The following is a 21,942-nucleotide window of genomic DNA, read 5'->3' on the forward strand; positions in this document are numbered from 1 at the left end:
CTCGGGACTCGGGACTCGGGACTCGGGACTCGGGACTCGGGACTCGGGACTCGGGACTCGGGACGGCAGGATGCTGCGCCGGTGTAAATCGCTGTCAAGCGATTTGATGAAAAATGTGCCGATTTTTTTGAGAAAAAAGCAGCTTTTTAGACAGCCTCAGCCAAGCCGCTTTTCTGTAGGAGGGGCTTTAGCCCGACGCCTTACCGGTAACGCGTCGGGGCTAAAGCCCCTCCTACAAATAAAGCGTAAAGCTGCGAACTTGCGAAAATCCCGAGTCCCGAGTCCCGAGTCCCGGCCTCAGTACCGTTTCACCCCCGCCACCGTGCAGCGCTCGATCTGCGCGTGCGCGGACGCCGCGTTCTCCTTCTCGCCGCGGGCCAGGCGCGATTGCTCGATCGTGGCCCAGTGCCGGCGGCACAGCGGGCCGGTCTGCGAGCCCAGGTCGATGGCCCGCTTGGCGAAGGCCTCGGCCTGTGCGTCGTCCTTCAACAGCAAGGCCAGCTCGGCGCGCTCCTGCAGCAGCGCCGGGTCTTCCGGCACCAGTTGCAGCGCCTGGTCCAGCGCGGCCACCGCGCCGCCCAGGTCGCCGGCGGCGCGCTTGCGCTTGGCGCTCTCGCGCAGGTCCTCGACCTGCGGATCGCGCAGCGGCTGCACGCTCAGTTCGGTGTCGTCGGCGCCGCCGCTGGCCTCGATCAGCGCCAGCCGCTGTGCCGGCGTGGTGGTGTCCACCGGCGCGGCCGGCGGGGGCGGCGGCGCACTGACGCAGGCGGACAGCAGCAGGCTGAGGACGATGGCGGTGGGGGCGTATCGGGTCATGGCAGGCATCCGTGGATCATTGCGCCGGGGGCGTGGAGGCGGCGTCGGCGGGGGCCGCTTCCTTCTTGTCCAGGCCGAACCAGCTGCGCCAGCCGCCGCTCTCGCCGCTGCCCTCCGACTCCTCGGGCAGCGCCGGCGGCGGCGCGCACGGCGCGTAGGCGGGCGCGAAGCCGGCGACGAACGGGAACTGGCGCGCGCCGGGGCAGCTGGCATCGGTGCTGTTGGTGCCGGCCGGATCCACCCACTGCCAGTCGATGCCCTTGCCCTGCACCCTCAGCGGCGAACTCGGCAGGCGCGAGAAGATCCCCGACCACACCCGCATCGCGCCGGTGGCGCCGTACAGGCCGGTCTGCTTGTTCTGGTCGTTGCCGATCCAGACCACCGCCAGGTGGTCGCCGGTATAGCCGGCGTACCAGCTGTCCAGGCCATCGTTGCTGGTGCCGGTCTTGCCGGCCGGGGACAGCCTGCCCAGGCCGTCGCCCATCAGCTGCCGCGCGGTGCCGTTGCTGACCACCTGCTGCAACGCGATCCCGACCAGGTTGGCGGCGATCGAGTCGCCCTGCTGCGCCGGCGCCGGCGATTTGTCGTAGCGCTTGAGCAGCTTGCCCTGCGGATCGAGCACGCCGCGCACCGCGTGCAGCGGCTGGATCTCGCCGCCGGAAGCCAGGAACTGGTACAGCTGTGTCATCGCGTAAGGGCTCTGGTCGGTCGCGCCCAGGATCAGCGAGGGATTGACCTCGGCCTCGAGCCCGGCCAGCACCTTGACCAGCTGCGCCACCCGCTCCGGCCCGACCTGCATGCCGACCCGCACCGTGGCCTGGTTGTAGGAATGCGCCAGCGCATCGACCAGGCGCACCGTGCCGTGGCTGCGGTTGTCCGAATTGCCAGGGGTCCAGCGCTTGCCGCGGCTGAGCTGCACCGTCACCGGCGAATCGTCGACCCAGCTGGCCAGCGAATAGCGGTCCGGCTGCGCCAGCGCCAGCAGGTACACGAACGGCTTGAGCAGCGAGCCGACCTGGCGTTGCGCCTCGATCGCGCGGTTGAAGCCGGGTTGCGACACGTCGCGGCTGCCGACCACCGCCAGCACGTCGCCGTTGTGGGTATCGGTCAGCACCAGTCCGGCCTGCAGCGGCGGTCGCTTCTTGTTGGTTTCCAGCGACTTGATGGTGCGTGTCACCGCGCCCTCGGCATAGGCCTGCGCCGACGGCGACATGCCGGTCAGCACGCTCAGCCCGGCACCCTGCAGCGCGCTTTCCGGATAGTCGCGCGCCAGCTGGCGGCGCACCAGGTCCACGTAGGCCGGGAAGCGGTTGGCGGCGACCAGGCCGGGATTCTTGGATACGCCCAGCGGCGCGGCCAGCGCGGTCCGGTACGCGGCCTCGTCGATCAGCTCGCTCTGGCGCAGCTTGCCGAGCACGAAGTTGCGCCGGTCCAGCGCACGTTCCGGATAGCGCCGCGGGTCGTAGTACGACGGGCCCTTGACCAGGCCGATCAGCAGCGCGACCTGCTCGGGCGCCAGCGAATCCAGGTCGCGGCCGAACCAGAACTCCGCGCCGGAGGCCACGCCGTGGATCGCCTGGCCACCGCGCTGGCCCAGGTACACCTGGTTGAGATACGCCTCCAGGATGGTGCGCTTGTCGTAGCGCGCCTCCATGATCAATGCGTACAGGATCTCGTTGAACTTGCGGGTGAGGGTCTGCTCCTTGCCGATGCCGAGCAGGCCGCTGCGCGCCAGCTGCTGGGTCAGCGTGCTGGCGCCCTGCCGGCTCTTGCCGCCGGAACGCAGCATCACCCAGGCCGCGCGCACCATGCCGCTGAGGTCGATGCCGTGGTGGTAGTTGAAGTCGCGGTCCTCCACCGCCTGCAGGCCGGTGACCAGCAGCTCGGGCACTTCGTCGACCCGGACCAGCCGCCGCTCTTCCTGCTTCTGGCCGTACAGGGTGGCGATGCGCGCCGGATCCAGCCGCGCCGCGTTCAACGCCTTGCGCGTCTGCGCGTCGCGCAGCGACGCCACGCGGCCGCCGGACAGGCTCACTTCCACCCGCCTGGGCGCGACCCGCCCGTCGACATCGACGTAGCCGCGGCTGGCGATCACGAAGCGTCCGCCGTCCTGCTGGTAGGTGCCCGGGCGCATGCCGCCGGTGTCCTCGCGGTAGCTGGCCGCATCCAGTTCGGTCTTGAGCGTCTGCGCGTCCATCGCAGTGTCCCGCGCCAGCGCCAGCGGCCGCGCGTAGACCCGGGTGGGGATCTGCCAGCGCAGCTCGCCGAAGCGCTGCGTCACCTGCTTGTTCAGATAGACCGTGTACGGGATCAGGAAGCCCAGGCCCAGCGCAACCGCCGCCAGGCCCCAGGTGAGCAGACGACGACGCCAGGGCGAGACATCGCCGTCGAGGTCGTCATGGTCCTGATCGTCGGTGTCGTGGTGATCGTAGCGTCGTGGCACGGGGATGCGAGAATGTAAATTCCGGCGAGTCTAGCGCAGCCCAGCAGGCAGCGCGGCGCGCCGGCCCCCTCGCTTAAGCTGGAGTTGCAACGGATGTCGATGTCCTGGGCCGACGCGCGCTACGCCCTGAACCGCCTGGCCGGCCTGGTCCGGCGCGGGCTGGCGAGCCTGCGCACGCGCGGCTGGCGCAGCACCTGGCAGCGCCTGCGCGTGCACACCCGGACCCTGCCGCCGCCGCGGCGCGCGCTGTACCAGGTCGCGCCGGCGCCGTTCGCGCCGTTCGCGGTGCCGTGCAGCCAAGCGCCGCTGGCGAGCATCGTCATCCCGGTCTACAACCACAGCGCGCATACCCTGGCCTGCCTGCGCGCACTGGCCGCGCATCCGCCCGCCGCCGCGTGCGAGATCCTGGTGATCGACGACGGCAGCAGCGACGAGACGTCCGAGTGGATGCCGCGGATCGGCGGCCTGCGCTACCACCTGCGTCCGCGCAACGGCGGCTTCATCGCCAGCTGCAACGACGGCGCGGCGCTGGCGCGCGGCCGGTACCTGGTGTTCCTCAACAACGACACCGTGCCGCAGCCGGGCTGGCTCGACGCGCTGCTGGACACCTTCGCCCAGCTGCCGCAGGCCGGCCTGGTCGCCGCGCAGCTGCTGTACCCGGACGGGCGCCTGCAGGAAGCCGGCGGCGTGGTCTTCGCCGACGGCGGCGCATGGAGCTACGGCCGCTTCGAATCGCCCGACGACCCGCGCTATGCCTATCTGCGCGACATCGACTACGGCTCCGGCGCGGCGCTGGCGATCGCGCGCGAGCGCTTCCTGGCGCTGGGCGGTTTCGATACCCGTTACGCACCGGCGTACTACGAGGACACCGACCTGGCCTTCGCCGTGCGCGCCGGCGGCCTGCGCACGCTGGTGCAACCGTCGAGCCAGGTGGTGCACGACGAAGGCACCAGCAACGGCACCGATACCGGCAGCGGGATCAAGGCCTACCAGGTGCGCAACCGCGGCGTGTTCGCGCAAAAGTGGGCCCAGGTGCTGCCGCGGCAGCTCGTTCCCGGCACCGTGCCGGATCCGGCGCGGCTGCATCGGCACCAGCGCCAGGTGCTGATCATCGACGAAGCGCTGCCGCAGCCGGACCGCGATTCGGCGTCGCTGCGCCAGCTCAACCTGATCCGCCTGCTGCTGGACGAAGGCGCGCACGTCGTGTTCGTGCCCAGCGGCCGCGAGCACGCCAGCCGCCACAGCGAGGCCCTGCAGCGCCTCGGCGTGGAGGTGTGGTACGCGCCATACCTGAAAAGCCTGGCGCAGTGGTTGCGCGAGCACGGCGCGCGCTTCCATGCGGTGCTGCTGGTGCGTCACCACGTGGCCAGCGAATGCCTGCCGCTGCTTGCCGAGTTCGCCCCGCAGGCGCGGCGCCTGTTCGACACGGTGGACCTGCACTACCTGCGCGAGCGCCGCGGCGCCGAGCTGGCCGGCGATGCGCGCCTGCTGCGCGAGGCCGAGCGCACCCGCGCGCGCGAGCATGCGGTGATGGCGCAGGTCGACGTCACCGTGCTGGTCAGCGCGGCCGAACGCGAACAGCTGCAGCGCGAGGCGCCGCAGATCCGCACCGCGCTGGTCTCCAACCTGCACGAGCTGGCCGGTCCCGGGCTGCCGTGGGCGCAGCGCCGCGACCTGGTCTTCGTCGGCGGCTTCCGCCATCCGCCCAATGTCGACGCGATGCGCTGGTTCCTGCAGGACGTGTTCCCGATGCTGAGCCAGCGCCTGCCCGGCATCCGCCTGCACTGCATCGGCGCGCACGCGCCCGAGGACCTGCTGCGGCTCGGCGCGGCGCTGCCGGGCGTGGAGCTGCACGGGCACGTGCCCGACATCGCGCCGTACATGGACGGCGCGCGCCTGGCCATCGCGCCGTTGCGCTTCGGCGCCGGGGTCAAGGGCAAGGTGAACCTGAGCATGGCCCACGGGCAGCCGGTGGTGGCCACCTCGTGCGCGGTGGAAGGCATGCATCTGCGCGATGGCCACGACGTGCTGGTCGCCGACGACGCGGCCCAGTTCGCCGCCGCCGTAGTACGCGCCTACCAGGACGAAGCGCTGTGGAACACGCTGGCGCACAACGGCCTGCGCAACATCGCCACGCACTTTTCGCTGGATGCGGCGCGCGCCATGGTGCGCGAGGTATTCCTGAAATGATCGGCGGGCGATCTACTGCGTAAGCGGAAGGCACCGGCCGCCGCTAGGGCAGCTCGTTGCGACCGATTCGCCAGACCGGCCTGAGCGCCACCCGGCCCTTGGGCATGGCCCGACCGCTTCCCGCTTCTCGTTTTCCGATTCCCGTTTCACCATTCCCACCTTCGCGACCCGCCCAGCCCGGCTCAGCGCTCCGGCGGCAGGCTGCGCAGGCGCTCGGCGAACGCGGCCAGTTCCGGCGTGGCCGGGTCGATCGCGCGCGCGCGGCGCAGCGCCTGGCGGGCGAAGCCGGCATCGCCGGCGCTGAGCCGCTCGTCGCCGACCGCCACCCAGCGCTGCGCCAGCCGGCGCCGTGCGGTCGCCACGCCGTCCGCGCCCGGCGCCAGCGCACGCCACGCGTCGTAGCAGGCGCCCGCGGCCAGCACCCGGTTGCCGCGCAACTCGTCCTCGAAACAATCGCCCAGCGCGGCCAGCACGCGCCGTTCGGCAGCGCGCACGCGCGCATCGCGCGGCGCCAGCGCCTGCGCGGCGAGCAGCTGGTCGTAGGCGCTGGCACCGGGCGGCGTCAGCCACTGCCCGCGCGCCTCGGCCTGCGCGATCGCGTCCAGCAGCCGGCGCAGGCGCCGTCCGCGCTCGGCCGGCGACATCGGCGACTGCAGCGACGCCTGCGCCTGGCGCGCGCGCGCCAGCGCCTGTTCGGCATCGGCCAGGGTGCGCGGCTCGGCGCCCAGCGCGCGCGCCCTGTGCAGCGCGCGTTCGGCGTCGGCGAAACCGAAGTCGGCGGCGTAGCGCGCAGCCTGCATCGCGTAGGCAGCCGCCGTGCGCGCCTGGCCGGACTGCGCGGCGGCATCGCCCGGCACCGCCGCCAGCACCTGCGCGAAACCGCGCGCGGCCGCGTCCAGGCGTTGCCGGCGCAAGGCCTGTTCGGCGCGCTGCTGCACTGCTTCCAGGGCGCGGTTCAAATCCGCCTGCGCCGCAGGCAGTTCGACATGGCCGGGATCGTAGCCGCGGACGCTGGCGACCAGCGTCGCCGCGCTCGCGATCTCGCCTTGCGCCAGCGCCGCGCGCGCGCGCTGCAGCACTTCCGACAGGGCGTCCTCGCGGCCCTCCAGCGCCTCGGTGCGCTCCGGCGCGAAACCCAGCACCTGCCGGTACAGCGGCAGCGCGGCATCGTCCGCGCCGTCCAGGCGGCCTTCGCGGCGGGCCTGCGCCGCGTCGCGCAGCAACTGGTCGATGCCGGCATGGGCGGCCTGGCGCCGGCGCAACTCGTTCTCCAGCGCTTCGGCATCGGCGCGCGGCACCTGCAGTTCGCGCGCCAACGCCAGCGCCGCGCGTGCCTGCGGGTAGCGTCCGGCGGCCAGCGCCGCGCGCGCCTGGCCGAGCGCGGCGCGGCCGGTCGCGGCCAGGCCGCTGCGCGCCTGGCTGCGGTCGCTGTCCAGCGCCAGCGCCGCCTCGAAGCGTTGCCGGGCGCCGCTGCCGTCGGCGGCGCTGAGCCGTCCGCTGCGCAGCGCCGCGTAGCCCTGGTCGAGCAACTGCTGGATGCGCGTGTCCGGCCACAGCTTGTCGGCCAGCGGCTGGCGGAACACCACCAGGGTCATCGCCGCCGCCAGCAGCAGCGCCAGCACCCGGCGCCAGACACGCCGGTCGCGCCACAGCGGTACGCGCCGTGGCGCGCGCCGGGGTCTGTCGCGGGTCGGATCGGGCGGCTGGCTCACCCGCGCAGCTTAACGTGCGTCCATGGCACGGCGCCGACGCCGCCACTCCCGGCGCATGCGCAACGCACGCACGCCGCCACGGCTCAGCCCAGCCGCCGCGCCTCGTCGACGCCGGGCAGCGCATCGAGCTTGCCGAGCAGCGTGGACAGCTGGCCGTAGTCGCTGACCTTCAGCCGCAGCCGCAGCTGTGCGCGGCCGCTGTCGCGCACGTTGTCGCTGTTGATCTCCAGCACGTGCGCATCCTCCTGCGCGATCAGGTTGCTGATGTCCTTCAGCAGCCAGCGCCGGTCGACCGCGCGCACCAGCACGTCCACTTCGTAGCCGCCGCCGGCTTGGCCCCACTCCACCGGCAGCACGCGTTGCGGATTGCTCGCGGCCAGGCGCGCGAACGCCGGGCAATCGAGCCGGTGCACGGTGACGCCGCGGGTCCGGGTCAGGTAGCCGGCGATCGGCTCGCCGGCGACCGGCTGGCAGCAGCGCGCGAGCTGCACCAGCAGGTTGCCGACGCCCTGCACGGTGAACTTGGACTTGGCCAGGCCGCTGCGCCGTGCCGTCGGCCGCGGCACCGCCGGCGCGGCGGGCTGGGCCAGCGCGCGCTCGGCCTCGTGCAGCGCGCGCCCGACCTGGCTGGGGCCCACGTCGCCCAGCGCCACCTGGATGTACAGCTCGTCGATGCCGTCGGCATGGAACTTCTTCGCCGCCGGCAGCAGGTCGGCGTGCTGCAGGCCCAGGCGCTTGAGTTCGCGGTCGAGCAGGTCCTTGCCGGCCTGCACGTTGCGCGCGCGGTCGAGCTTGTGGAACCAGGCCCGCACCTTGTCGCGCGAGCGGCCGCTGGCCAGGTAGCCGTTGGCCGGCAGCAGCCAGTCGCGGCGCGGCTCGGCCTCCTTGCCGGTGAGGATCTCGACGCGGTCGCCGCTGCGCAGCTTGTGGGTCAGCGGCACGATGCGGCCGTTGATCTTGGCCCCGCGGCAACGGTGCCCGACCATGGTGTGGACGTGGTAGGCGAAGTCCAGCGGGGTGGCGCCCTGCGGCAGGTCGAGCACCTCGCCGCGCGGGGTCAGCGCATAGACCCGGTCCTCGGCCAGCTCCGCATCCAGCGCACCGGCCAGCTCGCCCTGGGCGCCGTCCTGCGAGTGCTCGAGCAGCTGCCGCATCCAGGTGATCTTGCGGTCGAACGCCTTCTCCGCGCCCTTGCTGCCTTCCTTGTAGCGCCAGTGCGCGGCCACGCCGAGCTCGGCCTGGGCGTGCATGTCGTGGGTGCGGATCTGCACTTCGATCGTGCGCCCTTCCGGGCCGACCACCGCGGTATGCAGCGAACGGTAGTCGTTGGCCTTGGGCCGCGCGATGTAGTCGTCGAACTCGCTGGGCACCGGCGCCCACAGCGCGTGCACCACGCCCAGCGCGGCGTAGCAGGCGGCCACGTCGTCGACCATCACCCGCACCGCGCGCAGGTCGTACAGCTGGTCGAACGCCAGCCGCTTCTTCTGCATCTTGCGCCAGATGCTGTAGATGTGTTTCGGCCGGCCGCTGATCTCCGCGCGCAGGCCCTGCTCGGCCAGCGCCTTGGACAAGGCCTTCTTCACCGCCTCGAGGTAGCGCTCGCGCGCCACCCGGCTCTCGTCGACCTCGCGCGCGATGCGCCGGTAGGTGTCCGGTTCCAGGTGGCGGAACGCCAGGTCCTCCAGCTCCCACTTCAGCTGCCAGATGCCCAGGCGGTTGGCCAGCGGCGCGTGGATGTCGCGGGTCAGCTGCGCCAGGGCGCGGCGCTGCTCCTCGGGCAGCTTGTCGGCCACGCGCATCTTGGCCAGCTGCCGGGCCAGCAGGACCGGCACCACGCGCAGGTCCTGCACGATCGACAGCAGCAGCCGGCGCAGGCCCTCGCTGTTGCGCCCGGCCTCGCGCCCGGCGTGCAGCGCCCAGACCTGATCGGCCGCGTCCTGGCCGTCGAGCAGGCCGCTCACCGCCTGCGCGCGCGCCGCCGGCGCGATCGGCAGCTGCGCCAGCTGCGCGCGCAGGCCCGGCAGGTCGAACAGCAGCGCGGCGACCAGCGCGGCCTCGTCGGCCGACAGCAGCGCCAGCGCGTCCAGGGTGTCGGCCAGCACCGGCCACGGCTCGCGGCTGTGGCGGTCGGTCTGCGGCGCCTGCCAGGCCTGCAGCAGCGCTTCGCGCAGCGCAGGCGGCAGCATCGCCGCAGACGGACGCTGCAGCAGCGTCTCCAGGGCGGTGAGCGGGGAGTGGTCCAAGGCTTAAGACATCTGCGAAATCGATGCGCCTACACTAACGCGCTTGCGCGCCCGCCCACAATTGCGGCGGCCGCCGCACGCACCCGGGGCTCAGTGTGACCGCCTTCCACGTTGTGGCCGCTTCACCCAAATTTCACAACCTGGGCCAGGCACGCGCCTATTCTCGAGACGACGCTTGCCTCGCCGCAGTCGACGAACGCAGGTGTCGTCCCGTTGGCCACTCAATCAAGAGGTAGTGCGATGAAGACGTGGAAGAAGCCGATGATCCGGGAAATCTGCGTAGGCGCGGAAATCAACTGTTACGCCTCCGGCGAGCTCTGATGGTGCGATAGCCCCCTTCCTCAGCGGACCGATGCGCGACCGGCAGGCGCCATAGACGGAGACCGGATGCACATCATCGTATTGGGATCGGCGGCCGGCGGAGGGCACCCGCAGTGGAATTGCCATACCCCCGCGAGCCTGCGGGCCTGGCAGCAACAACCGGGTGCCCGACGTCGTACCCAGGCCAGCATTGCGGTCAGCGCCGACCGCCAGCGCTGGCTGTTGGTCAACGCCTCGCCGGACTTCCGCCAGCAACTGCTGGCCACGCCGGCACTGTGGCCGCAACAGGGCCTGCGCCATTCGCCGATCGAGGCGGTGCTGCTGACCAGCGGCGAGATCGACCATATCGCCGGCCTGCTTTCCATGCGCGAGAGCCAGCGCTTCGCGCTGCACGCCAGCGGCCGCGTGCTCGACCTGCTGGCGCAGAACCCGGTGTTCGACGCGCTCAATCCCGAGTTCGTGCAGCGCCATGCCTTCGCCCTGGACACGCCGCTGGCGCTGCTCGGGCTGCAGGTCACGCCGTTCCCGGTGCCCGGCAAGGTGCCGCTGTTCATGGAAAGCCGCCAGCACGGCGACCTTGCCGGATCCAGCGAAGAGACGCTGGGGCTGACCATCGACGACGGCCGCCACCGCTTCCACTACGTGCCCGGCTGCGCGGCGATGACCGACGCGCTGCGCGCGCGCCTGCGTGGCGCCGAGCTGGTGTTCTTCGACGGCACCCTGTGGCAGGACGACGAACTGGTCCGGCTCGGCGTCAGCGCCAAGACCGGACAGCGCATGGGCCACCTGAGCATCGACGGCGAGGGCGGCACGCTGCGCGCGTTCGCCGACCTGGACGTGGCGCGCAAGGTGTTCATCCACATCAACACCACCAACCCGATCCTGCACGCCGGCTCGCCCGAACATGCCGCGGTGGCCGCGCAGGGCTGGGACGTCGGCTACGACGGCATGGAGATCACGCTGTGACCGCACTGCTCACGCCCGACCAGCTGGAAGCGGAACTGCGCGCGATCGGCGCGCGCCTGTACCACGACCAGCATCCGTTCCATGCGCTGCTGCACGGCGGCCGGCTCGACCGCGGCCAGGTGCAGGCGTGGGCGCTGAACCGCTACGAGTACCAGCGCTGCATCCCGCTGAAGGACGCGGCGATCCTGGCGCGGATGGACGACCCGGCGCTGCGCCGGATCTGGCGCCAGCGCATCGTCGACCACGACGGCAGCGCCGAGGGCGAAGGCGGCATCGCGCGCTGGCTGCACCTGACCGACGCGCTGGGCCTGGACCGCGAACTGGTGCAGTCCGGGCGCGCGCTGCTGCCCGGCACCCGCTTCGCGGTGCAGGCCTACCTGCACTTCGTGCGCGAGAAGAGCCTGCTGGAGGCGATCGCCTCGTCGCTGACCGAACTGTTCGCGCCAGGCATCATCGGCCGCCGCGTGGCCGGCATGCTGCAGCACTACGACTTCGTCTCGCGCGAGGCGCTGGCCTATTTCGAACACCGCCTGCACGAGGCGCCGCGCGATTCGGACTTCGCGCTGGACTACGTCCGGCGCCACGCCGACACCGTGGAAACGCAGGAACAGGTGAAGGCCGCGCTGCGCTTCAAGTGCGGCGTGCTGTGGTCGCAGCTGGACGCGCTGCATTTCGCCTACGTCGAACCCGGCGTCGCCTGGCCGGAAGCCTTCGTCCCGGCGCCAGCGCCGGCGCAGGCCGTGGCATGAGCGCGCTCGCGCCGGACAGCTGCCCGCGGCTGGCGCCGGGCGTGCGCCTGCAGCACGACCGCACCCGGGAGCAATGGGTGCTGCTGGCGCCCGAACGCGTGGTGGAACTGGACGAGATCGCGCATGCGATCGTCTCGCGCTGCGACGGACAGCGGCCGCTGACGGCGATCGCCCACGAGCTGGCCGGCGAATTCGATGCCGATCCGGACGAAGTGCAGCGCGACGTTCTCGAACTGGCCGCACAGCTGTTCGACAAGCGGCTGCTGCGCGCATGAACGCGGTGACCGCCATGGACGCCACGCGCGCGATCGCCCCGCCGCCGCTGTCGATCCTGCTCGAGCTGACCCATCGCTGCCCGCTGGCATGCCCGTACTGCTCCAACCCGATCGCGCTGGCCGGGCTGCGCGAGGAGATGGACACCGCCGGCTGGCGCAGCGCGCTGGATCAGGCCGCGGCGATGGGCGTGCTGCAGGCGCACTTCTCCGGCGGCGAACCGATGCTGCGCAAGGACCTGCCCGAGCTGGTCGCGCACGCGCGCGGGCTGGGGCTGTACAGCAACCTGATCACCTCCGGCGTGGCCGGCGGCGCGCCGATGCTGGCGCAACTCGCCGACGCCGGGCTGGAGCACGTGCAGCTGAGCGTGCAGGACGCCGACGCGGCCGGCGCCGACCGCATCGCCGGCTACCGCGACAGCCTGGCCAAGAAGCGCGCGTTCGCCGCCGCGGTCACCGCGCTCGGCCTGCCGCTGACGATCAACGCGGTGATCCACCGCCACAACGCCGAAGGCGTGCCGGCGATGATCGAGCTGGCGCTGGAACTGGGCGCCGAGCGCCTGGAAGTGGCGCACACCCAGTACTACGGCTGGGGCCTGCGCAACCGCGCCGCGCTGATGCCCAGCCGCGAGCAGATCGACGCCACCGTGGTCGCGGTCGCCGACGCGCGCGCGCGCCTGCAGCAGCGGCTGAGCATCGACTTCGTCACCCCCGACTACTACGCGCACCGGCCCAAGGCGTGCATGGGCGGCTGGGGCCAGCGCTTCGTCAACATCTCCCCGCGCGGCGACGTGCTGCCCTGCCACGCCGCCGAAACCCTGCCGGACATGGTGTTCGAGAACCTGCGCGAGCGTCCGCTGGCGGCGATCTGGCAGGACGGCGACGCCTTCACCCGCTTCCGCGGCACGGCGTGGATGCCGGAGGTCTGCCAGGGCTGTCCCAAGCGCGAGATCGACTGGGGCGGCTGCCGCTGCCAGGCGCTGGCGCTGAGCGGCGATGCCGCCACCCTGGATCCGGTCTGCGAACGCGCCGACGCCCATGCGTCGGTGCAGGCGCTGGCGCGCGGCGAGGCGGCCGCGCCCGCGCCGGAGTTCGTCTACCGGCGCCCGCTGCGCGAAACCGCCCCCCGCGAAGGCGGCTGAAGCGGACGCGTCCGCCGCGGCGCCGGCGGCGCGGCCTTCGCCTTGCCGGCCATGCGCCGCACGCGTGGCGAGCGACTACACTACGCCGCATCCCAACGCCGGACTTCCAACATGCTCCTTGCGCGCCTCACTCCTGTGGTCCTGTGCGCGGCCTTCGCCATGGCCGCCGTCCCCGCCGCCGCCCAGCGCGCCGTGTCCGGCGACCTGCAGACGCAGATGTCCGCGCAGGAGTTCAAGGCCGCCGGGCTGGACAAGCTGTCGCCGCAGGAACTGTCGGCGCTGAACGACTGGCTGCAGGGCAAGGTGGCCAAGGACACCGCCACGGCCCTGGAAAAGGCGAAAGAGGAAGGCCGCCAGGAAGTGATCGTCAAGAACCGCGGCTTCTTCGATTTCGGCAGCAAGGAACCGATCGAGAGCACGCTGGTCGGTCAATTCAGCGGGTTCGGCAAGGGCCGGCGCTTCGTGCTGGCCAACGGCCAGGAATGGGAGCAGATCGAACCGGCCAGCCTGGCCGGCGTGCGCCTGGACGCGCCCAAGATCAAGATCCGGCCGGGCCTGATGGGCGTGTGGTACCTGCAGGTCGCCAACTACAACACCCAGGCCAAGGTGCGCCGGGTCAAGTAGTTCCGGCATTGGCGATGAGCGGGACTCGGGACTCGGGACTCGGGACGGCAGGATGATGTCCCGGGGAAATAGCTGTAAAGCGATGTGATGAAAAAATTGCCATTATTTTTTCAAGAAAAGCGGCGCTTTTCCCGCAGCTGCGGCACGACTGCTTTCTGTAGGAGGGGCTTCAGCCCCGACGCCTTACCGGTAAAGCGTCGGGGCTGAAGCCCCTCCCACAGAAAAGCAAAGATGCGGCGAACTTGCGAAAATCCCGAGTCCCGAGTCCCGAGTCCCCGAGTCCCCGAGTCCCGACCGGGTCCCGGGTCCCGGGTCCCCAAACAATCACCGCAACCCAGCCACCCGCTGCGCCAGCTTCTTCGCCGAGATCCCGGCCTTGGCGCCGAGTTCCTGCGCGAACAAGGACACGCGCAATTCCTCCAGGTCCCAGCGCAGCGCCTGCCATTGCGGATCGCCGCTGCGTCCGGCCGCGGCGGCGGCGGCCAATGCGTCGACGAACGGCTTGAGCTCCAGCATCCGCGCCTGGTCGCGCGCCGGATCGCGCTTGGCGCGTTCGGCGCGCAGGATCATCGCTCGCAGGTAGCGCGGGAACTGCGCCAGCGCCGTGGCCGGCGTCTCGCGCAGGAAGCCCGGATGCACCAGCGCGGCCAGCTGCGCGCGCAGGTCGTCGAGGTTGCCGCTGGCCCAGCCCATCAGCGGCGATTCCAGCTGCGGCTTCAGTTCCGCCGCCGCGCCCATGATCGCCTCGGCCAGCTTCAGCCGCTCCATCGCCTCGCCGAACAGCTGCTTGCCGGCCGCATCGCGGCGCTGGGCGAAGCTGCCCGGGTCGCGGATCGCGTCCAGGCCGTGTTCGAGCAGCGCGTTCATCGCCGCATCCACCAGGTCGCCGCGCAGGCGTTCCTGCGACTCGATCGCCGCGTACAGCAGCCCGGTCTTCGGCGAGACCGGCAACTGCTTGCGCGCCTGCTTGGCCTTGTCCGCCAGCGCGATCTCCAGCAGCCGGCGCACGCCGCGCGGATGCGCCGCTTCGGCCTGCGCGCGGTCGGCGAAGATGCGCAGCGCCGCGGTTTCGCCCTCGTCGACCAGCGCCGGATAGGCCGGCACCCCGGCCTCGCCGGGCACCTGCAGCGGGATCGGCGCGGACGGGAACTCGCGCAGGCCCTCGGCGGCCATCTCGCGCCCGGCGCGCGCGGCGAACGCCTGCCCGGCGCGCTCGCCGAAGCGCGCGCGCAGCGCGTCCAGGTCGCGCGATTCGGCCAGCACCTTGCCGGCGTCGTCGCGCAGGCGCAGGTTCATGCGCAGGTGCGGCTCCAGCGCCGCTTCGTCGAAGTCCAGCGCCGCCACCGCCGCGCCGGTGGCGCGCTGCAGGAAGCGCGCCAGTTCGCCGCGGATGTCGTCGGCGCCGGGCTGCGGGAACGCCTCGTAGAACGCGCGCGCGAAATCCGGCGCCGGCACGTAGTTGCGCCGCTGCGCCTTGGGCAGGCTGCGGATCAGCGCCGCCGCCTTGTCGGCGACGAAGCCCGGCGCCAGCCACGACAGCCGCGCCGGGTCCAGCGCGTTGAGCAGGTGCACCGGCACCTCCAGGGTCACGCCGTCGTCGGCCGCGCCGGGCTCGAACTTGTAGTGCAGCGCCAGCCGCGCATCGCCCAGCGCGAAGTACTTCGGATAGCGGTCGGCCTCGCTGCCCTCGCCCGGCAGCAGGTCGGTCAGCGTCCAGTGCAGCGTGCGCCGCTGCGCGGGCGGCAGCGTCTTCCACCACGCGTCCAGGCCGCTGGCCGAATGGATCTCGCCCGGAATCCGGTCCAGGTACCAGCGCGCCTGCCAGTCCTCGTCGGCAACGATGCCGGCGCGGCGCAGCTTGGCTTCTTCCTCGTGCGCCTGCGCCAGCACCTTCTGGTTGTCGGCGACGAAGCTGGCGCGGGTGTTGATCTCCCCCGGCACCAGCCCCTGGCGCACGAACAGCTCGTGCGCGCCGGGCGGATCGATGCGCCCGTAGTGCACCGGCTTCTTCGGCGCCAGCACCAGCCCGAACAGGCTGATCTGCTCGGACGCCAGCACCTGCCCCTGCGCGCGCGACCAGTGCGGATCGAAGTGCTTGCGCGCCAACAGGTGCGGCAACTCGGCGATGACCCAGTCCGGTTCGATCGCGGCATTGATCATGCCCCACACCTTCTGCGTGTCCAGCAGCGTGGCCGGCAGCACCCACGGCGGCGGCTTCTTGGCCAGCGCCGAGCCCGGGAACAGCAGGAAGCGGCGCTGCCGCGGCGCCAGGAAATCGCCCTTGTCGCTGCGATGGCCGACCTGGGTCGGCAGGCCGGCGAGCAGCGCGCGGTGCAACGCCTGGTAGGCGGCGCTGCGTTCGCGCTCGCTCGCGCGCGGCGCGTCGGCATCGGTGGCCGGGGGCGCGGGCCTGGGTTCGGCCGGCGCGGGCGCGGCCGCCGCCTCGCTGCGGCCTTCGCGCGCCAGCCGCGCAGCGCGGTGCAGCTGGCCGCGGGTGGCGCGCGCGCTGGTCTCGGCATCGCGGGCCGGGGGCGGCGACGCGGCGCCGGCCAGCAACGGCGTCAGCGACGCCGCCGCCGGTTCCTCGGTCCAGCCCAGTTCCTCGCACAGCAGGTGCAACTGGCGGTGCAGTTCGCGCCACTCGCGCATGCGCAGGAAGCCGAGGAAATGCCGCCCGCACCAGTCGCGCAGCCTGGACTGGGTCAGCTCCTCGTGCGCCTGCCGGTAGCCGTCCCACAGGCGCAGGATGCCGACGAACTCCGAGCGCGCATCGGCGAACTTGGCGTGCGCGTTGTCGGCCGCCTCGCGCGCTTCCGGCGGGCGTTCGCGCGGGTCCTGGATGCCCAGGAACGCGGCGATCACCAGCATCGGCCGCAGGCAGCCGTGCTGCTGCGCGGCCACCAGCATCCGCGCCAGCTTCACGTCCACCGGCAGCCGCGCCATCTTGCGGCCGATCTCGGTGAGCGTGCGCATGCCGTGGCGGTCGGCGTCGCTGACCGCGCCCAATTCCACCAGCTGCTGCCAGCCGTCGGCGACCGCGCGCTCGTCCGGCGGCTCCAGGAACGGGAAGTCCTCGATCCGGCCCAGGCCCAGCTGCAGCATGCGCAGGATCACCCCGGCCAAGCTGGAGCGGCGGATCTCCGGATCGGTGAATTCCGGCCGCGCCTGGAAATCGGCCTCGGCGTACAGCCGGTAGCAGATGCCCTCGGCGATGCGCCCGCAGCGGCCCTTGCGCTGGTTGGCGCTGGCCTGCGAGATCGGCTCGATGTGCAGCCGGTCCAGCTTCTGGCGCGGGCTGTAGCGCTTGATCCGCGCATAGCCCGGGTCGATCACGTAGCGGATCCGCGGCACCGTCAGCGAGGTCTCGGCCACGTTGGTGGCCAGCACCAGCCGCCGCCGCGGGCCGGGCTTGAACACCCGGTCCTGGTCGCTGGTGGACAGTCGCGCGTACAGCGGCAGCACCTCGGTCTCGCGGTACTTGCGCCGTTCCAGCGCCTGGTGCGCGTCGCGGATCTCGCGCTCGCCGGGCAGGAACAGCAGCACGTCGCCGCGCGGGTCAAGCCGGGTGATCTCGTCCACCGCGGCCACGATCGCGTCGTTGACGGTGCGCTCGCCGGCGCGGTCCTCGCCCTCGCCATCCGCACCGCCGCCCTCGCCTTCCAGCGGCCGGTAACGCACTTCCACCGGAAAGGTGCGGCCCTCCACGCTGATTACCGGCGCGCCGTCAAAATGCTCGGCGAAACGCGCGGTGTCGATCGTCGCCGAGGTCACGATCACCTTCAGCTCCGGGCGCTTGCGCAGCAGCTGCTTGAGGTAGCCGAGCAGGAAATCGATGTTGAGGCTGCGCTCGTGCGCCTCGTCGACGATGATCGTGTCGTAGCTGGAGAGCCAGCGGTCGCTGGCGATCTCGGCCAGCAGGATGCCGTCGGTCATGAACTTGATCCGGGTGTCGTCGCCGACCCGGTCGTTGAAGCGCACCTGGAACCCCACCGCGCCGCCGACCGGCGTGCGCAGTTCCTCGGCCACGCGCGTGGCCACCGCGCGCGCGGCGATCCGCCGCGGCTGGGTGCAGCCGATCATGCCGGCCACGCCGCGTCCGGCCGCCAGGCACAGCTTGGGCAACTGGGTGGTCTTGCCCGAACCGGTCTCGCCGGCGATCACCACCACCTGGTGGGCGCGGATCAGCGCGACGATCTGCTCGGCTTCACGCGCGATCGGCAGCTGTTCGTCCAAGGTGATCGGCGGCTGCGACGCGGCGCGCGCCTGGAACCGCGACAGCGACGCGCCCAGCGCCTGCTCGAAGGCGGCCTCCAGTGCGGCATTGCCGGGCGCGGCCTGCCAGCGCGACCATAGGCCGAACAGGCGGCCGCGGTCGCGGGTCATCGCGCCGTCGATCGCGCCGCGGCGCTCGCGCAGCCGGGTGGCCAGTTGCTTTTCGATAGTGCTCATCAATCAGGTGCCGTTGAACTTTGAATTACATCGCATGCTTTAGTCTGTCTATTGTGACGCCATATCGTTCATAACCCTCAGGAGCACGCCCCATGGCCAAGAACAAGACCCCCGTCAAGACCAAGACCCCGACCCAGCCGCTCGCGGCGCTTGCGCCGTCGGCCCCGAACATCGATATCGGGATCAGCGGCGGCGACCGCAAGAAGATCGCCGACGGCCTGTCGCAGTTCATGGCCGACGCGTTCACCCTGTACCTGAAGACCCACAACTTCCACTGGAACGTGACCGGGTCGATGTTCAACTCGCTGCACCTGATGTTCGAGACCCAGTACACCGAGCAGTGGGGCGCGCTGGACGACGTCGCCGAGCGCATCCGCGCGCTGGGCTTCAACGCGCCGGGCTCGTACAAGGAGTTCGCCGCGCTGACCTCGATCCCCGAAGAGCCGGGCCTGACCGACAGCGCCGACTGGCGCGAGATGGTGCGCCAGCTGGTGGTCGGCAACGAGGCCGTGTGCCGCACCGCGCGCAAGGTGCTCAAGGTCGCCGACGACGCCGGCGACGACCCTTCGGTGGACATGCTGACCCAGCGCCTGCAGACCCACGAGAAGTATGCGTGGATGTTGCGGTCGCTGCTGCAGTAAGCCCTGGGGCTTCGCCCCTGGCGGGCTTACCCAAGGTTTCGCCGATGGCGAAACCTTGGGCCCCTGCTCACTCGCCTCCCACAACCCCGCGCCTGTCGGCGCGCCCCCTTGACTCAAGGGGGCTTGCACGCTGAAAGCTCCACGCAAGAGGCCTGCTGCCTCGCCTACATCCTGCATACTGACGTCCCAGGGTGGCCCCCCACCTACATGGACGTTCGATGACCGCCCCGTCTCCGTATCCCTCGCTGCGTCGCCCGCTGCTGGCCATCGTGCTGGGGTGCGCCGTCGGCGCCATGGCTGGCCTGGCCGCCGGCTTTCACGGGTGGTGGCTGCTGGGCGACTCGGGCGTTCCCAGCAATGGCGGGCATGGCCTGGTCGCGCTGCTGCTCGCCGTGCTGACCGCGATCAACTACAGCGTCGGCTTTCTGGTGCCCGCGCTGAACTGGTTCGCCGGAGTGTGGACCGCCTGCGTCGCCCTGGCCCTGGCGGTGGACAGCTGCCAGCCGCAGCAGCGCAGCGTGCCGAAGCTGACCGCGCTGGCCTTGCTGCTGCTGGCGAGCGGCCTGGGCATGCTGGCGGTGGCATGGTGGGCGCACGGACACGACCCAGACCACCCGGCGCAGCTGGTAGCGCTGATCGCGCCGGCGCTGGCGTGTTCGGCAGCGCTGCTCGTCGCGCTGCCGGCGCTGCTGCTCGGCCACTTCGTCGGCAGGCGCCGCGCGCGTCGGGCAATGCCTACGCCTGCCGCATCGCTTGCCTGACGCCGCGGCGCTCGGCGGCGGCGCTCGGCCGCACTTGACCTACGCGGTATCCTAGGCCGATGCAATCACCCGCTCATACCGTGCTCGGCCGCGTGTTCGGCTACGACCGATTCCGCGGCCCGCAGCAGGACATCGTCGAACACGTCGCCGCCGGCCAGGACGCTCTGGTGCTGATGCCCACCGGCGGCGGCAAGTCGCTGTGCTACCAGATTCCCTCGCTGCTGCGTGACGGCACCGGCATCGTCATCTCGCCGCTGATCGCGCTGATGCAGGACCAGGTCGAGGCGCTGCGCCAGCTCGGCGTGCGCGCCGAATACCTCAATTCCACGCTGGACGGCGAAACCGCCCAGCGTGTGGAGCGCGAGCTGCTGGCCGGCGAGCTGGATCTGCTCTACGTGGCCCCCGAGCGCCTGCTGACCCCGCGCTTCCTGTCGCTGATCGAGCGCAGCCGCATCGCCCTGTTCGCGATCGACGAGGCGCACTGCGTGTCGCAATGGGGCCACGATTTCCGCCCCGAATACCGGCAGCTCACGGTGCTGCACGAACGCTGGCCGCAGACCCCGCGCATCGCCCTGACCGCCACCGCCGATCCGCCGACCCAGCGCGAGATCGCCGAGCGCCTGGACCTGACCCAGGCGCGCCACTTCGTCAGCTCCTTCGACCGCCCCAACATCCGCTACACCGTGGTGCAGAAGGACAACAGCCGCCGCCAGCTGCTGGATTTCCTGCGCGCGCACCGCGGCAGCGCCGGCATCGTCTATTGCATGTCGCGGCGCAAGGTCGAGGAGACCGCCGAGTTCCTGGCCAAGGAGGGGCTCAGCGCCCTGCCCTACCACGCCGGCCTGCCGGCCGAGGTGCGCGCGGCCAACCAGCGCCGCTTCCTGCGCGAGGACGGCATCGTGATGTGCGCCACCATCGCCTTCGGCATGGGCATCGACAAGCCGGACGTGCGCTTCGTCGCGCACACCGACCTGCCCAAGTCGCTGGAAGGCTACTACCAGGAAACCGGCCGCGCCGGCCGCGACGGCGAGCCCGCCGAGGCCTGGCTGTGCTACGGCCTGGGCGACGTGGTGCTGCTCAAGCAGATGATCGAGCAGGGCGAGGCCGGCGAGGACCGCAAGCGCGTGGAGCGGCGCAAGCTCGACCAGCTGCTCGGCTACTGCGAATCGATGCAGTGCCGGCGCCAGGTGCTGCTGGCCGGCTTCGGCGAGACCTACCCCCAGCCCTGCGGCAACTGCGACAACTGCCTGCAGCCGGCCGCCGCGTGGGACGCCACCGTGGCCGTGCAGAAGGCGCTGAGCTGCGTCTACCGCAGCGGCCAGCGCTTCGGCGTCGGCCACCTGATCGACATCCTGCGCGGCAGCGACGGCGAGAAGATCAAGCAGTTCGGCCACGACCGGCTCAGCACCTACGGCATCGGCAAGGACCTGGACGCGCGCGCCTGGCGCGGCGTGTTCCGGCAGCTGGTCGCCACCGGCCTGCTGGAAGTGGACAGCGACGCCTACGGCGGCCTGCGCCTGACCGACGCCAGCCGCGAGGTGCTCAAGGGCCAGCGCCAGATCATGATGCGCCGCGAGGCGCCCAGCCGCGGCCGCGAGCGCGGCGACCGCAGCGGCAGCCCGCGCACCGGCCTGCCGGTGCAGCCGCAGGACCTGGGCCTGTTCAACGCCCTGCGCGACCTGCGCGCCGGCCTGGCCAAGGAGCAGAACGTGCCCGCGTTCGTGATCTTCCACGACAGCACCCTGCGCAACATCGCCGAGCAGCGCCCGACCAGCCTGGACGAGCTGGCGCATGTCGGCGGCATCGGCGGCACCAAGCTGTCGCGCTACGGCCAGCAGCTGATCGACATCGTCCGCGCGCAGGGCTAGCCAGCTCGGCGGCGCGGCGCCGGCCGCAACGCGCGAGCGGACGGGCGCCGGGGCGGACCGCGCGCGCATGCCGGCGCCAGCGTTTCGTGTCGGCACTGGCACAAAAATCCCCGGCCGCCGACAGGCCGGGTTCAACGTGGTATTGATAGCTTCGGTCCACGATGGCGGGAACCTCCGCTTCCACTGTCGCGCCCATACCCTCCTGGCGTACGTCCGATGAAACGATCCTCACTAGTGCTAGCCTGCCTCCTGCTCAGCGGCCCGGCGCTCGCCCAGACCGGTGCCGACAGCGACGCGACCAAGCGCGCGCTGGACCTGAGCGTGCCGCAGGAACCGATCAAGTACGCGTCGGACCCGGTCTACAACGCCGATCCGCCCGGCGCCTACTACGGCGACACCAGCGGCACCTCGGCCTCGGCGCAGAAGGCGCAGGCCGCCCAGGCCCAGGCCGAGTACGCGCAGGCGCAGGCCGACCGCTGCAAGGGCGAAGTGCACGGCAGCGTCTCCACCGGCATCGGCTATTCCAAGCGCGGCGGCAACAGCAACTACCAGGCCGCCGACCTCAACCTGTGCAAGACCTACTACAACGACGACGGCAAGCCGCGCCAGATCGGCATCAGCATCAGCGTCGGCCAGGGCGAAGGCCCCGGCTTCGGCTACGGCCCGGGCTGGGGCGGCGGCTACCCGTACGGCGGCTGGTAGTAGCCAGCAGGCCGGTCGTCGCGCCGCCGGCGCGCTTGCATCG

At 71.6% G+C, this 21,942-nt stretch carries 16 protein-coding genes; 11 read left to right on the forward strand and 5 right to left on the reverse strand.

Annotated elements, in window-relative coordinates; translation table 11 throughout:
• Positions 1-297: 297 nt before the first annotated feature.
• Together JR065_RS18905 and mrcB are read right to left on the reverse strand one after the other, a co-directional pair.
• Positions 298-816, reverse strand: coding sequence for a tetratricopeptide repeat protein (locus JR065_RS18905; RefSeq protein ID WP_206235981.1), 519 nt, complete (start codon positions 814-816; stop codon positions 298-300).
• Positions 817-832: 16 nt separating this feature from the next.
• A complete protein-coding gene (gene mrcB / locus JR065_RS18910) occupies positions 833-3,259 on the reverse strand; it encodes a penicillin-binding protein 1B (protein ID WP_206235982.1) in 2,427 nt (808 codons plus the stop codon).
• 93 nt (positions 3,260-3,352) lie between these two features.
• Here mrcB and JR065_RS18915 point away from each other — a divergent pair, with 93 nt between their 5' ends.
• A complete protein-coding gene (locus tag JR065_RS18915) occupies positions 3,353-5,449 on the forward strand; it encodes a glycosyltransferase (protein ID WP_206235983.1) in 2,097 nt (698 codons plus the stop codon).
• A 182-nt stretch (positions 5,450-5,631) separates the two neighbouring features.
• Here JR065_RS18915 and JR065_RS18920 read toward each other — a convergent pair whose 3' ends face one another.
• A complete protein-coding gene (locus tag JR065_RS18920) occupies positions 5,632-7,044 on the reverse strand; it encodes a hypothetical protein (RefSeq protein WP_206236021.1) in 1,413 nt (470 codons plus the stop codon).
• Between the two features lie 200 nt (positions 7,045-7,244).
• A complete protein-coding gene (locus JR065_RS18925) occupies positions 7,245-9,347 on the reverse strand; it encodes a RelA/SpoT family protein (protein ID WP_241093764.1) in 2,103 nt (700 codons plus the stop codon).
• A gap of 297 nt (positions 9,348-9,644) precedes the next feature.
• Here JR065_RS18925 and pqqA point away from each other — a divergent pair, with 297 nt between their 5' ends.
• From pqqA to JR065_RS18955, 6 genes are all read left to right on the forward strand, one after another.
• A complete protein-coding gene (gene pqqA / locus JR065_RS18930) occupies positions 9,645-9,725 on the forward strand; it encodes a pyrroloquinoline quinone precursor peptide PqqA (protein ID WP_206236022.1) in 81 nt (26 codons plus the stop codon).
• Positions 9,726-9,791: 66 nt separating this feature from the next.
• Positions 9,792-10,691, forward strand: a complete 900-nt coding sequence (pqqB, locus tag JR065_RS18935) for a pyrroloquinoline quinone biosynthesis protein PqqB (protein WP_206235985.1) — start codon at positions 9,792-9,794, stop codon at positions 10,689-10,691.
• Positions 10,688-11,440 (forward strand): pyrroloquinoline-quinone synthase PqqC, encoded by a 753-nt coding sequence (gene pqqC, locus JR065_RS18940; RefSeq protein ID WP_206235986.1) that lies wholly within the window; start codon positions 10,688-10,690, stop codon positions 11,438-11,440. The genes pqqB and pqqC overlap by 4 nt, the downstream gene beginning before the upstream one ends.
• The gene (pqqD, locus tag JR065_RS18945; protein ID WP_206235987.1) at positions 11,437-11,715 is read left to right on the forward strand and encodes a pyrroloquinoline quinone biosynthesis peptide chaperone PqqD; all 279 of its coding nucleotides are present in this window, start codon (positions 11,437-11,439) and stop codon (positions 11,713-11,715) included. Before pqqC ends, pqqD begins: the two co-directional genes overlap by 4 nt.
• On the forward strand, positions 11,712-12,854 hold the full coding sequence (gene pqqE, locus JR065_RS18950; RefSeq protein WP_241093761.1) for a pyrroloquinoline quinone biosynthesis protein PqqE: 1,143 nt from the start codon (positions 11,712-11,714) through the stop codon (positions 12,852-12,854). Before pqqD ends, pqqE begins: the two co-directional genes overlap by 4 nt.
• A 111-nt stretch (positions 12,855-12,965) precedes the next feature.
• Positions 12,966-13,478 (forward strand): hypothetical protein, encoded by a 513-nt coding sequence (locus JR065_RS18955; protein WP_206235988.1) that lies wholly within the window; start codon positions 12,966-12,968, stop codon positions 13,476-13,478.
• A 324-nt stretch (positions 13,479-13,802) separates the two neighbouring features.
• On the opposite strand, the gene hrpA is transcribed toward JR065_RS18955, so the two are convergent.
• The gene (gene hrpA / locus JR065_RS18960; RefSeq protein ID WP_206235989.1) at positions 13,803-17,927 is read right to left on the reverse strand and encodes an ATP-dependent RNA helicase HrpA; all 4,125 of its coding nucleotides are present in this window, start codon (positions 17,925-17,927) and stop codon (positions 13,803-13,805) included.
• Between the two features lie 92 nt (positions 17,928-18,019).
• Between hrpA and JR065_RS18965 the strand changes: the two genes are divergently transcribed.
• The 4 genes from JR065_RS18965 (at position 18,020) to JR065_RS18980 (ending at position 21,899) form a co-directional block, all read left to right on the forward strand.
• Positions 18,020-18,568, forward strand: a complete 549-nt coding sequence (locus JR065_RS18965; protein WP_206235990.1) for a Dps family protein — start codon at positions 18,020-18,022, stop codon at positions 18,566-18,568.
• Between the two features lie 218 nt (positions 18,569-18,786).
• On the forward strand, positions 18,787-19,329 hold the full coding sequence (locus JR065_RS18970; protein ID WP_206235991.1) for a hypothetical protein: 543 nt from the start codon (positions 18,787-18,789) through the stop codon (positions 19,327-19,329).
• A gap of 59 nt (positions 19,330-19,388) precedes the next feature.
• Complete coding sequence (gene recQ / locus JR065_RS18975) at positions 19,389-21,197, forward strand: DNA helicase RecQ (RefSeq protein WP_206235992.1); 1,809 nt, start codon at positions 19,389-19,391, stop codon at positions 21,195-21,197.
• Between the two features lie 216 nt (positions 21,198-21,413).
• Positions 21,414-21,899 carry a hypothetical protein gene (locus JR065_RS18980; protein WP_206235993.1) on the forward strand — a complete coding sequence of 162 codons (486 nt, stop codon included), beginning with the start codon at positions 21,414-21,416 and terminating at the stop codon, positions 21,897-21,899.
• The last annotated feature ends 43 nt before the right edge of the window (positions 21,900-21,942 follow it).

It is taken from the genome of Xanthomonas sp., assembly GCF_017163755.1.
GTDB lineage: Bacteria > Pseudomonadota > Gammaproteobacteria > Xanthomonadales > Xanthomonadaceae > Xanthomonas_A.

Excerpts from the sequence above, each read along its gene's own strand:
- JR065_RS18980 (WP_206235993.1), top strand. The coding sequence starts at position 21,414 with ATGAAACGATCCTCACTAGTGCTAGCCTGCCTCCTGCTCAGCGGCCCG.
- pqqD (WP_206235987.1), top strand. The coding sequence starts at position 11,437 with ATGAGCGCGCTCGCGCCGGACAGCTGCCCGCGGCTGGCGCCGGGCGTG.
- hrpA (WP_206235989.1), bottom strand. The coding sequence starts at position 17,927 with ATGAGCACTATCGAAAAGCAACTGGCCACCCGGCTGCGCGAGCGCCGC.
- JR065_RS18955 (WP_206235988.1), top strand. The coding sequence starts at position 12,966 with ATGCTCCTTGCGCGCCTCACTCCTGTGGTCCTGTGCGCGGCCTTCGCC.
- JR065_RS18915 (WP_206235983.1), top strand. The coding sequence starts at position 3,353 with ATGTCGATGTCCTGGGCCGACGCGCGCTACGCCCTGAACCGCCTGGCC.
- recQ (WP_206235992.1), top strand. The coding sequence starts at position 19,389 with ATGCAATCACCCGCTCATACCGTGCTCGGCCGCGTGTTCGGCTACGAC.
- JR065_RS18965 (WP_206235990.1), top strand. The coding sequence starts at position 18,020 with ATGGCCAAGAACAAGACCCCCGTCAAGACCAAGACCCCGACCCAGCCG.
- pqqB (WP_206235985.1), top strand. The coding sequence starts at position 9,792 with ATGCACATCATCGTATTGGGATCGGCGGCCGGCGGAGGGCACCCGCAG.
- JR065_RS18920 (WP_206236021.1), bottom strand. The coding sequence starts at position 7,044 with ATGACCCTGGTGGTGTTCCGCCAGCCGCTGGCCGACAAGCTGTGGCCG.
- JR065_RS18905 (WP_206235981.1), bottom strand. The coding sequence starts at position 816 with ATGACCCGATACGCCCCCACCGCCATCGTCCTCAGCCTGCTGCTGTCC.
- JR065_RS18925 (WP_241093764.1), bottom strand. The coding sequence starts at position 9,347 with ATGCTGCCGCCTGCGCTGCGCGAAGCGCTGCTGCAGGCCTGGCAGGCG.
- pqqE (WP_241093761.1), top strand. The coding sequence starts at position 11,712 with ATGAACGCGGTGACCGCCATGGACGCCACGCGCGCGATCGCCCCGCCG.
- pqqA (WP_206236022.1), top strand. The coding sequence starts at position 9,645 with ATGAAGACGTGGAAGAAGCCGATGATCCGGGAAATCTGCGTAGGCGCG.
- JR065_RS18970 (WP_206235991.1), top strand. The coding sequence starts at position 18,787 with ATGACCGCCCCGTCTCCGTATCCCTCGCTGCGTCGCCCGCTGCTGGCC.